The 11,791-nt window shown below is 61.8% G+C and carries 10 protein-coding genes; all 10 read left to right on the forward strand.

Annotated elements, in window-relative coordinates; translation table 11 throughout:
• Positions 1–5: 5 nt before the first annotated feature.
• The 10 genes from GOB86_RS07645 (at position 6) to GOB86_RS07690 (ending at position 11,734) form a co-directional block, all read left to right on the forward strand.
• Positions 6–1,169: an FtsW/RodA/SpoVE family cell cycle protein gene (locus tag GOB86_RS07645; RefSeq protein ID WP_165991763.1), complete on the forward strand. Its 1,164-nt coding sequence runs from the start codon at positions 6–8 to the stop codon at positions 1,167–1,169.
• Positions 1,166–2,311 (forward strand): undecaprenyldiphospho-muramoylpentapeptide beta-N-acetylglucosaminyltransferase, encoded by a 1,146-nt coding sequence (murG, locus tag GOB86_RS07650; RefSeq protein ID WP_165991764.1) that lies wholly within the window; start codon positions 1,166–1,168, stop codon positions 2,309–2,311. The genes GOB86_RS07645 and murG overlap by 4 nt, the downstream gene beginning before the upstream one ends.
• Entirely contained in the window at positions 2,308–3,741 is a 1,434-nt protein-coding gene (gene murC, locus GOB86_RS07655; protein ID WP_165991765.1) for a UDP-N-acetylmuramate--L-alanine ligase, read from the forward strand. Before murG ends, murC begins: the two co-directional genes overlap by 4 nt.
• Entirely contained in the window at positions 3,738–4,688 is a 951-nt protein-coding gene (gene murB, locus GOB86_RS07660) for a UDP-N-acetylmuramate dehydrogenase (RefSeq protein ID WP_165991766.1), read from the forward strand. The genes murC and murB overlap by 4 nt, the downstream gene beginning before the upstream one ends.
• Positions 4,685–5,623 (forward strand): D-alanine--D-alanine ligase, encoded by a 939-nt coding sequence (locus tag GOB86_RS07665; protein ID WP_165991767.1) that lies wholly within the window; start codon positions 4,685–4,687, stop codon positions 5,621–5,623. Before murB ends, GOB86_RS07665 begins: the two co-directional genes overlap by 4 nt.
• Positions 5,620–6,480, forward strand: coding sequence for a cell division protein FtsQ/DivIB (locus tag GOB86_RS07670; protein WP_165991768.1), 861 nt, complete (start codon positions 5,620–5,622; stop codon positions 6,478–6,480). The genes GOB86_RS07665 and GOB86_RS07670 overlap by 4 nt, the downstream gene beginning before the upstream one ends.
• The gene (ftsA, locus tag GOB86_RS07675; protein ID WP_165991769.1) at positions 6,477–7,913 is read left to right on the forward strand and encodes a cell division protein FtsA; all 1,437 of its coding nucleotides are present in this window, start codon (positions 6,477–6,479) and stop codon (positions 7,911–7,913) included. Before GOB86_RS07670 ends, ftsA begins: the two co-directional genes overlap by 4 nt.
• An 82-nt stretch (positions 7,914–7,995) precedes the next feature.
• Positions 7,996–9,486, forward strand: a complete 1,491-nt coding sequence (ftsZ, locus tag GOB86_RS07680; RefSeq protein WP_165991770.1) for a cell division protein FtsZ — start codon at positions 7,996–7,998, stop codon at positions 9,484–9,486.
• 150 nt (positions 9,487–9,636) lie between these two features.
• A complete protein-coding gene (gene lpxC / locus GOB86_RS07685; RefSeq protein WP_165991771.1) occupies positions 9,637–10,617 on the forward strand; it encodes a UDP-3-O-acyl-N-acetylglucosamine deacetylase in 981 nt (326 codons plus the stop codon).
• Positions 10,618–10,714: 97 nt separating this feature from the next.
• Positions 10,715–11,734: an outer membrane protein assembly factor BamD gene (locus GOB86_RS07690; RefSeq protein WP_165991772.1), complete on the forward strand. Its 1,020-nt coding sequence runs from the start codon at positions 10,715–10,717 to the stop codon at positions 11,732–11,734.
• Positions 11,735–11,791 lie beyond the last annotated feature (57 nt).

Genomic DNA, 11,791 nt, shown 5'->3' on the forward strand with positions numbered 1-11,791 from the left:
CACGCATGGCCGGTTATTCCCGCACTGATGATTCGCCTTTTGGCCGCTGGTGGCGGAATGTGGACCGGACAACGCTGGTCTGCACCTTTATCCTGATCGGCTTTGGCTACATTCTCATGCTCGCGGCCAGCCCTGCGGTTGCTGTGCGTATTGGCGCATCGCGCAACATGTTCATTTTCAAGCAGGTCATGTTCCTCAGCGTTGCGGGGGGCATTGTTACCGGAGTTTCCATGCTCTCGCGCCGTACGGTGCTCCGCCTCTCGCTTGTGGGGGGGGCAATCATGCTGGGGGCCACCATGCTCACGCTGGTGCATGGGATCGAAATTAAAGGGGCACGGCGCTGGATTGCGCTGCCGCTCATGTCCCTCCAGCCATCGGAATTCCTTAAACCCTGCTTTGCCGTGGTTACGGGCTGGCTGCTGACCGAGCGCCGGATTTCGCGCTATTTTCCGGGCATGCTCATAGCCTTCGGGCTGTATGGGCTTATTCTGCTACTACTCAAGTCCCAGCCCGATATTGGCATGCTTACAGTCATTACCGCCGTTTTTCTGGTCCAGTTATTTGTGGACGGGCTGAACCTGATCTTTGTCGGTTTTGGCTTTGCCTGCATGGTGGCCGCGGGCATTGCCGCGTTCTTTATTTTTCCGCATGTGCGCTCCCGCGTGGAGCGGTTCATGCACCCCAATGTGGGGGACCATTACCAGATTGATACGGCCCTGCGCGCCTTTGGCAATGGCGGATTGATGGGCCGTGGTCCCGGCGAGGGCCGGGTGAAGGACCTCCTGCCCGATGCCCATGCGGACTTTGTGTTTGCCGTGGCGGGGGAGGAATACGGGCTGATCATCTGCCTGCTGATTATCTGCGTCTTTGCCGCCATTGTGGTGCGGACCCTGCTGCGCCTGATCCGAGAAGATGATCCGTTTGTGGTTATTGCCACCACCGGCCTGCTCACTGGTTTTGGGCTTCAGGCGTTTGTTAACATGGCTTCGACCTTGCATCTTATCCCCACCAAGGGCATGACGCTGCCATTCATTTCCTACGGGGGGTCTTCGGCCATGTCTGTTGCTCTGGCTATTGGCATGGTGGTGGCCCTGACACGGCAGCAGCCGGGGGGCCTGCGCCCCGGCAACGGCTTTATCACCACTCTCAGACAATGGCGGTCAGCATGAAGTCCCGTACTATTGTGATCGCGGCCGGGGGCACAGGCGGTCATTTCTTTCCCGCCGAAGCACTGGCCGATGCACTGGTCGCACGTGGCCACCAGATTGTGCTGATGACCGATGCCCGCGCGGGCAAGCGTTCGAGTGGTGTGTTCGCCAATGCTCCGCAGTTTGTGCTGCGTGGCGCGGGTGTGGCCGGGCGTGGTCCCATACGCGCCCTGCGCGCTGGCGCCACACTACTGGCCAGCGCATGGAAGGCGCGGAGCATCCTGCACACCATCCAGCCCGATGCGGTGATTGGCTTTGGGGGTTACCCGTCCATTCCGCCCCTGCTGGGCGCACGCCTGCTGGGCCGCAGGCACCCCGCCCTGATTATTCACGAAGGTAACGCCGTGCTGGGCAAGGCCAATGCCGTGCTCTCCCGCTTTGCAGATGTGATCGCCACATCCTTCCCCACCGTTGCCAAGCTGCCCATGGGGGCCAGAACCGTGCTGACCGGCATGCCCGTGCGCCCCGCCATTGCCGCACTGGCGGGGGAACCGTGGCCTGCTCCGCAAGAACACATCAACCTGCTGGTCTGGGGTGGCTCGCTGGGGGCGCGTATTTTTTCGCAGGTGGTGCCCGCAGCCATTGCCCGCCTGCCCGCCGAACTGCGCGCGCGCATGACCATAACCCAGCAGGCCCGCGCGGATGATGTGGACACCGTGCGTCAGGCCTATGCCAACATCGGGGTCAAAGCCCGTGTGGAGCCGTTCCTTAACGATGTGCCCGACCTGTTGCGCGCGGCCCATCTGGTTATTGGTCGTGCGGGTGGCTCCTCTGTTGCGGAAATTACCACGGCTGGCCGCCCTTCCGTGCTGGTCCCTTTGCCCATTGCCGCCTCTGATGAGCAGACCGAAAACGCCCGCGCCATAACCGACGTGGGAGCAGGCTGGATGATCCGCCAGCCCGACTTTACCGCGCAAACGCTTGCAGCACGCCTGCAAGACCTTTTCACCGCCCCGGACGATCTGGCCCGCGCTGCTGCTGCCGCGGCAACACTGGCCCGCCCGGACGCCGCCCTCCGTCTGGCTGATATAGTAGAAGAATGCCTCCAACTTTCTCCTTCACCCGCCCATCCGCCCTCACACGAGACGGAGACACGCACATGAGAGCCCTGCCCCTTTCCATCGGAACCATCCATTTTGTCGGCATTGGCGGCATTGGCATGTCCGGCATTGCGGAGGTGCTGTGCCTGCTGGGCTATTCCGTGCAGGGGTCGGACATAGCGGAAAACGCCAATGTCAAACGCCTGCGGGCCGCGGGCATTCCGGTGACGATCGGGCATGATGCCGCCAATCTGGGCAATGCGCAGGTTGTGGTGATTTCCACCGCTGTCAAGCGTGACAACCCCGAGGTTGTGGCCGCGCGCGCCAAGCTGATCCCCGTTGTGCGCCGGGCGGAAATGCTGGCCGAACTCATGCGCCTGCGCTGGTCGGTCGCCATTGGCGGCACACACGGCAAAACCACGACCACAAGCCTTGTGGCCGCCGTGCTGGAAGCGGCCAAGCTGGACCCCACCGTTATCAACGGCGGCATTATCGAGGCCTACGGCACCAATACCCGCATGGGTAAGGGCGACTGGATGGTGGTGGAAGCAGATGAGAGCGATGGGTCTTTCCTGCGCCTGCCTTCCGTCATTTCGGTCGTGACCAACATGGACCCTGAGCATCTGGACCACTGGGGTTCGGCCGAGGCCATGGAGGCTGCCTATGACCAGTTTGTCTCCAACGTGCCGTTCTATGGCTTTGCGGTGCTGTGCATAGACCACCCCGCCGTGCAGCAGATGATCCCGCGCCTGTCCGACCACCGGATTGTCACCTACGGTTTTTCGCCGCAGGCGGATGTGCGGGCCGAAAAGGTGATAACTGACAAGCTGGGCGCTACGTTTGAGGTCACGCTAACGGACCGTGTGAGCCGCCGCACGCGCAAGGCAGGGCCGTTCCGCCTGCCCATGCTGGGCGCGCATAATGTGCAGAACTCCCTTGCCGCCATTGCCGTGGCGACCGAGATGGACATTAGTGACGATGTGATCCGCTCCGGTCTTGCCAGCTTCCGTGGGGTCAAACGCCGCTTTACCCGCACGGGGGAGGCTGGCGGTATTACCGTGATTGATGATTACGGGCACCACCCGGTGGAAATTGCCGCCGTGCTCAAAGCAGCAAGGCAGGCCGGGGCCAGCCGGGTTATTGCGGTCATGCAGCCGCACCGTTACTCGCGCCTGAGAACACTGTTTGCCGATTTTTGCACCTGCATGAACGATGCGGACACCGTGATTGTCTCCGACGTGTATGCCGCGGGCGAAGACCCCCTGCCCGACGCCAGCCGCGACAAACTGATTGAGGGCCTGCGCGAACGCGGGCACCGCTCGGTGGTCCCGCTCTCCAGCCCTGACCATCTGGCGGAAATGATCAACGCCATTGCCAAACCGGGCGACTATGTTGTGTGTCTGGGGGCTGGCACCATTACCAACTGGGCGCAGACCCTGCCCGCCCAGCTTGCCGCCTTACAGGCTGAACAGAAAGGTGGAAGCGCGGCATGAGCCCCACCCCTGCAACCACGCTGGACGATATGGTGCGCCATGCCTTTGCTGGCACGCGCGGGCGCGTTACCGCGCAGGCGCCGTTGGGTGCGCGCACGTGGTTCCGCGTGGGTGGCCCGGCGGAATGGCTGTTCCAGCCCAAAGATGCGGATGATCTGGCGGGTATGCTGGCCCAACTCTCGCCCGAACTCCCGGTTATCGCGCTGGGAGCATGCTCCAACGTGATCATCCGTGATGGCGGGCTGGACGGCATTGTCGTGCGCATGGCCCGTGGCTTTGCCGATATTGCGGTAGAAACCGATGGCGTGGTTGTTGGCAGCGCCTGCCTGGACGCAACCGTGGCCGAAAACGCCGCACAGGCGGGGCTTGCCGGGTTGGAGTTTTTAGCTGGCATTCCCGGCTCCATTGGAGGCGCTGTGCGCATGAACGCGGGCGCTTATGGGGCCGACATTGCCAGTGTGCTGGACTGGGCGGACATTGTAACGCGTGATGGCAACATGCTGCGCCTTGGCAACGCCGCCCTGCGTTTTGGCTACCGCCGTTCCGGCCTGCCCGAAGGGGCCATGGTCGTGCGTGCGCGCCTGCGAGCCAGCCCGGCCAGCCCGGCGGAAATTGCCGCGCGCATTGCCGACATCCGCACAGCGCGCGAGCAGTCCCAGCCTGTGCGCGCACGCACGGGGGGCTCCACCTTCTGCAACCCCGAGCCCGAGGTTTCCACCCGCAAGGCGTGGGAACTGATCGATCAGGCGGGCTGCCGTGGCCTGCGCCGGGGCGATGCGCAGGTGAGCGAAAAACACTGTAACTTCCTGATCAACCTCGGTCACGCCACCGCCCATGATCTGGAAGCACTGGGGGACGACGTACGCCACCGCGTTGCCCAGCATTCCGGTGTCCACCTGCACTGGGAGATCAAACGTCTGGGCCGCACACAAGGAACCCCCGCATGAGCACTCCCAAACGGATAACCGTGCTTATGGGCGGCATGTCCTCCGAGCGTACGGTCAGCCTGTCCTCCGGGCAGGGAGTGGCTGAGGCCCTGCGCAGTCTGGGCCATACGGTCAGCACGCTGGACGCGGGGGCGGACCTTGGCGCGCTGGTAGCCCAACTGGGCGCGCAAAAGCCCGATGTGGTGTTCAACGCACTCCATGGCCGCTTTGGCGAGGATGGCTGTATTCAGGGCATTCTGGACTGGATGGGCCTTACCTACACCCATTCGGGCGTGCGGGCCTCCGCCACCGCCATGAACAAGGCCGCCGCCCGTGCTGCTTTTATATCCGCCGATCTGCCGGTGGCCGAAGGCCGGGTGATTGATATTGCCGAGCTTGAGGCCGGTGACCCCCTGCCCACGCCCTATGTGGTCAAACCCGTTAGCGAGGGGTCATCGGTTGGGGTGTCCATCGTACGGCCCGGCACCAATGTCCGTGCGCGCATTGTGCGCGAATGGACCTTTGGCCCACAGGCGCTGGTGGAGGAATTTATTCCCGGCCGTGAAATTACCGTAGGTGTAATGGGCGAGCGCGCCCTGACGGTAACGGACATTACCCCCACCGGCACTACGCACGATTTTTACGACTACGACGCCAAATACAACGCCGGTGGCTCACGCCACGAACTGCCAGCCCGTATTGCCCCGGATGTGGCGCAACAGGCGCTGGACGTGGCCGTGGCCGCCCATGGCGCACTTGGGTGCTCGGGGGCATCACGCTCGGATTTCCGGCTGGATGATACAGACCCTACTGCTCCGCGCCTGATCCTGCTGGAGGTCAACACCCAGCCGGGCATGACCGCAACATCGCTCCTGCCCGAGCAGGCTGCCTATTGCGGCATAAGCTACCCCGAACTGTGCCACTGGCTGGTTGAGCAGGCCACCTGCCGCCAATGAAGCGCCCCGCCAGCCGCCCCTCCCGCACGGGATTATTCCTTAAGCGCCAAAAACGCCTGCTGCGGCCCGCCATAGGGCTTGTGCTGCTGGCAGGCTCGGGAGTTGCGGTTTATCTGGCGGTGCCACTGCCTGCCCTGCAAAAGCAGATCGCCCCTTTGCGGGACAAGATACTGGGCACATCCGCCCTGCGCGTGACCAATATCCGGATTGAAGGGGCCAATCTGACCAGTGAGGACGCCATTCGCGCGGCCCTGAACATTGCCGTGGGCGACCCGGTCCTGAACTTCAACGTCTCCCGCGCGCGGGAGAACCTGACTGCCCTGCCGTTCATTGACCATGTGAGCGTTGAACGCCACCTGTCGGGCGAGATTGACGTCCATATTACCGAACGCCCCCCCTATGCAGTGTGGCAGCATCAGGGCCATTTTATTCTGATCGACCGGCAGGGGCAAAAAGTGCCCGATCAGGGCGCGAACGACAAGGACGCCACAGCCTTTGCCAAACTGCCCCTTGTTGTGGGCGATGGCGCGAACGAAAACGCCGCAACCCTGATTGATGTACTGGCGCAGGAACCGGACGTAAAATCCCACGTTACCGCTGCCGTGCGTGTGAGCGACCGCCGCTGGAACCTGAGCCTGAAGGATGGCGCCACCGTGCTCCTGCCTGAAGGGGAGGAAGCCCCGGCCATTCATCGGCTGGCCCGGATCAACGCCGCAACACAGCTCCTTGAGCGCCCGGTGGTGCTGATTGACATGCGCCTGCCAGACCGGCTGACCATAAGGGAGCGCCCCCCTGAGCCTCCCCCCACACCGGACCAGAAACAACCCCAGCCCCCCACCGGAGGAAAGCCGAGATGAATGACACCGCGCACTCCCCAGCTTCCCCCGAGCTTAGTCTGGCGGACCGCCTGCACAAAAAACGGACCAATAGCCCGGCCAGTTCCACACTGCGCATGAGCGGGGGGGACGGGTCACTCCCTCTCCCGCCCAGTGAGCGCAACAAGCGCCCGCACACATGGCGCAACGGCTACAGCGCCGTGCTGGATATTGGTTCGACCAAAATTACCTGCCTGATCGGCAAGGGCGAGGCCAACGGCATGCTACGCGTGGCAGGCTATGGCTGGCGCCGCTCCGCTGGTGTCCGCAACGGCGCCATTACCGAGTTGCAGGAGGCCGAGGCCGCCATACGCGCAACCGTGGCGCAGGCCGAGAACATGGCCGAACGCACCATAGACAAGGTAGTAGTCAACCTGTCCTGCGGGCATCCGGCCAGCCGCCTGTTCAATGTCCGCTGGCCCATTGGCGGGCGCGTGGTAACAGAGGCGGATATCCGCCGTGTGGTCACAGAGGGCCGCGTACAGGCCACCGTGCAGGGGCGCGAGGTCATTCACACCCTGCCCATAGACTTTACGGTGGATGATACCGAGGGCGTGTCTGACCCAAGGGGGCATCTGTGCGAAACGCTCAAAGCCCGCCTGCACATCATTGACGCCGCCACCACTGCCCTGCTGAACCTTGAGACCGTTCTCAGCCGTGCGGAACTACGCATGGAAGCCCTTGTCTCCTCCCCCCTCGCCTCCGGCCTGTCCGTGCTGGACAGGGATGAGCGCGACCTTGGCACAACGGTTGTGGACATGGGCGGGGGCACCACGTCGCTCGCGGTGTTTGGTGAAGGGCAGATCCTGCACACGGCCCAGATTGGCGTGGGGGGGCTGCATGTTACGCGCGACATTGCCCGTGGCCTTGGCACATCGCTCGACAACGCCGAGCGCTTGAAAACCGTGTACGGCAGCGCCGATCTGGCCTCCGATGTGGAGGACGAAATCCTGACCGTGGAACTGCTGGGCAATGATGTGCCGCATTTTGAGCAGATATCCCGCGCCCAGCTTGGCCGCATCATCCGCCCCCGTATGGAGGAAACGCTGGAACTGGTGCGCGAAAAACTGGATGGCGCGGGCCTTGGCATGGCGGCCAGTGGTCGCATTGTGCTCACTGGTGGCGGCTCCCTACTGGATGGAATCCGCCCGCTGGCCGAGCGTATTCTGGGGGTGCCGGTCAGTGTTGGCCGCCATTCCGGCCCCGGCTTTACGCGCTCGGTCCGACTTGGCCGCCCCAAAAATATTGCAGGTCTGCCAGAAGATACAGCCGCTGCGGCAGGCTTTGCCACGGCAGCGGGACTGCTGTTCTGGGCGGCCAGTGCGGAGCGTCCGTTCAGCGATGTGGAATTCCGTGAAGCAGCGCCAAGTGGCTTTTTTCAAAAACTGGTTGCTTTTATTCGTGAGAGGGTTTGATTTGCCCCTCAAAAGGTTGGTAAACTATTCGCAATCTTATCCGCCCCGCCCCCGTTAACCCGCCGCAGTCCGGGAGAGACACATGACACTCAACCTAACCGTTCCACCCCAGACTCATGCTGATTTTTCGCCCAAGATCACCGTTATAGGCGTTGGCGGCGGGGGGACGAACGCGGTTGACAACATGATTGCCTCCAACCTTGAAGGCGTGGAGTTTGTTGTTGCCAACACCGATGCGCAGAGTCTGGCCAAAAGTCTGGCCGACAGCCGCATTCAGCTTGGCCCGCACCTGACCCACGGTCTGGGTGCAGGCGCCAAACCCGAGGTCGGCCGCGCCGCGGCAGAAGAAGCCGCGGACGAAATTGCGCGGTATCTGGACGGCGCGCACATGGTTTTCATCACCACCGGCATGGGTGGCGGCACGGGCACAGGGGCGGCACCTGTTATTGCCCGCATGGCGCGCGAGCGGAACATTCTGACCATTGGCGTGGTCAGCAAGCCCTTTGCCTATGAGGGCAAGCGCCGGGCGCGCGTGGCGGATGAAGGGATTCAGGAACTTCAGCAGTATGTTGATACGCTGATCGTGATTCCCAACCAGAATCTTTTCCGCATTGCCAACGAACGCACCACCTTGCGTGAAGCCTACAAGCTGGCTGACGAAGTTTTGAACATGGGCGTGCGCGGCGTAACCGACCTGATGATGGAACGCGGCTACGTCAACCTCGATTTTGCCGACATCCGCAGTGTTATGGCCGAAATGGGCAAGGCCATGATGGGTACGGGCGAGGCCGAGGGCGACAACCGCGCGGTTGAGGCAGCGGAAGCCGCCATTTCCAACCCGCTGCTGGAAGACACCTGCATGGCCACCGCCAAGGGTCTGCTGGTCAATGTAACCGGCGGCGAGGACATGACTTTCTTCGAAGCGGAAGAAGCCTTCAACCGCATCTGCCGCGAAGTGCCCGAAGATGCGAACATGATCTTTGGCACGGTCATTGAAGAAAAAATGAGCGGGCGCTTGCGTGTGTCCGTCGTAGCAACCGGCATTGACGTCCCCTCCGGCGGAGCCGAGCGCCCCCATCTGGCAGCGGTGGAAACCGAAGCACAGCCAGAACAGCCTTACGCGGCCCCAAGCGCGCAGCCTTCTGCCGCACCAGCCGCACAGCAGATGCAGCCCCCCGTAGCGCAACAGCCCGCAGCCGCACCGCAGCCGCAGGCTTATGCGCCCCCACCCGGCCATGCAGCCCCGCCCGCGCACACCGTACCCGGTCAGGTTGCAGCCGCTGCGGCACAGCCACGCCAGCCTGCACCGGCCCCCGCTCCCGCACCGGCTGCATCCAAGCACGCCAACCTGTTCAGCGAGCCGCCGCGTCCTTCGGCCTACCCTGCGCAGGACCCTAATGCACGCAGCCTGTTTGGCCGTGTGACCGGCGCATTCCGCCGTGCCACCACGCCCGAAACACGGCAGGAACCCGTAGCGCAGTCCCAGCCCACCATCAGTCAGGCCGAACAGGGCAGCACGCGCCACGGCGAAGGGGATAACGGGTTGGAAATTCCAACCTTTCTGCGCCGCTAAACCTGATTACGGCACACCCCACCCTATGGCCGCCAGCCGCAGGGTGGGGGATGAAACAGATAGCAATAATCATTGACTCGCATCTGCTCCAAACAGGCCCTAGCGTTAGTGTGACGTAATTTTCCACACGAACATGGGGCGGTCGGGATCATGGATAATCTGTCTGGGGAGTTGACCCCATATTCCAAATCTGTGGAGACCCTCCCGATCACCATGCGACAGATACGCCCTAAAGCCGCACCCGCCCAACATACCCTGCACCACGCTATTTCCGCAGTGGGCATTGGCCTGCATACGGGCCGCTCCATCAACATGACCATTGCCCCCGCACCGGCAGGACATGGCATTGTTTTCCAGCGCACGGACCTGCCCAATGCAGCCCCCTTGCCCGCTCGGTATGACTATGTGGTAGAAACGCACCTGAGCACCGTGCTGGGTGAAAAAACACGCCCCGAAAACCGGGTCGCCACGGTTGAGCATCTGATGGCCGCTTTTTGTGGCTGCGCCATTGATAACGCGCTTGTTCTGGTCGATGGGCCAGAAACGCCGGTGTTTGATGGTTCGGCCACGGATTTTGTTTTTCTGCTCGACTGCGCCGGGCGCAAGGCGCAGGACCTGCCCCGCCGTATGGTGCAGGTTGTGGAGCCCATTCGGGTTGAACACCAGAATGCATGGGTGGAACTGCTCCCCCACAATAGCTCAACCCCGCATCTGTCCATGAGCATCGACTTTTCCGCCCGCGCCATTGGCGTGCAGAATTACGCACTGGACCTGACCCCCACATCCTTCCGTAACGAGCTTGCGCGCAACCGCACCTTTGCCATGCGGCAGGAAATTGAAGCCCTGCATCAGGCCGGGCTGGCACTTGGTGGATCTTTGGACAACGCCATTGTTGTGGATAATGACGTTGTGCTTAACCCTGCGGGTCTGCGCTGTCCGGACGAGTTCATCCGCCACAAGATCATGGATGCGGTAGGCGACCTTTATCTGGCCGGTTGCGTGCTGAACGCCAGCTTTAGGGGCCATCGTTCTGGCCATACGCTGAACAACCTGGCGCTCAATGCTCTGTTTGCCCAAAGCACGGCCTGGCAGGACATGACAAACCTGCAATCCACGTCCGCTGCGGCCTGACCAGCTTTTTGCACGGAGCTTTCAATAATCGGCGTTTCTGTGCTTTTCTTGACCCGCTGACATGCTATAAGATTTTGTCTCGATCTGAAGAGCCGGTATGTTTGATATTTCTATAAAAACACAGTCAGTCCGTCGTTGTCTGCCGTTCGTGCTCTCAGCTTTTGTGCTGACCGGGCTGACTGGGTGCAGTCTGCTGACTGGTAGCAAAAAAGCCCCGATTGCTCCCAAGATTGCGCCCCCGGAGACGCTCTATAACAACGGCATTGATGCCCTGCGCACCCGCCGTTACGAACTGGCTGCCGCCGAGTTTGAAACGCTCCAGCAGAATTATCCCTATTCGGGCTACATTCCCAATTCGCAGTTGATGGAAGGGTATTCCTACTACCTTAAAGGAAAATACCCCGAAGCCGTGCAGCAGTTGAACCGTTTTATCAGCCTGCACCCCACCAGCACCGATTCCGCCTATGCCTATTACCTGCGCTCGCTCTGCTTTTATGAGCAGATTGCGGATGTGCAGCGTGACCAGCAGGGTACGGCGGAAGCCATGGATGCGCTGGAAGAAGTGGTAACCCGCTTCCCCCAGAGCAAATATGCCCGCGACGCCCAGCTTAAAATCGACCTGTGCCGTGACCATCTGGCAGGTAAGGAAATGCTGGTTGGCCGCTATTACCAGCGCGAACGCAATTATGAAGGCGCGATCAACCGCTACCAGCGCGTTGTGCAGGACTTCCAGACCACCAACCATGTGCCAGAAGCACTCGAACGCATGGTGGAAGTGTACCTTGATCTGGGGCTGACCGATCAGGCCCGCAAATCCGCCATTGTTCTGGGTTACAACTACCCCAGTAGCCAGTGGTACCACTACGCCTACAACAAGCTGAAAAACTACCACCTGCTGGATGACAAGCTTCCGCTTCCCGGTGTGGCTGTTACGACACCCGCAAAGCAGGACATTGTTAAATCTCAGGCGTCCGATACGCGGGATGAGCGTATGGCAGCACCCGCAGCCATGCAGCCGAACGCCTCAGCCCCACAGGCCACCCCGGCGCAGAGTGCACCGGCGATTCCTGCCAAAACCCAGCCTGCCGCCCCCCCTGCCCCTGTCGCCAAAAAGTAATGCAGCTTTCTCACTTTCCCTCTTGAATTAAGAACACAACAGGAACATACAGAACAG

This window comes from Acetobacter lambici (assembly GCF_011516885.1).
GTDB classification, from domain to species: Bacteria; Pseudomonadota; Alphaproteobacteria; order Acetobacterales; family Acetobacteraceae; genus Acetobacter; species Acetobacter lambici.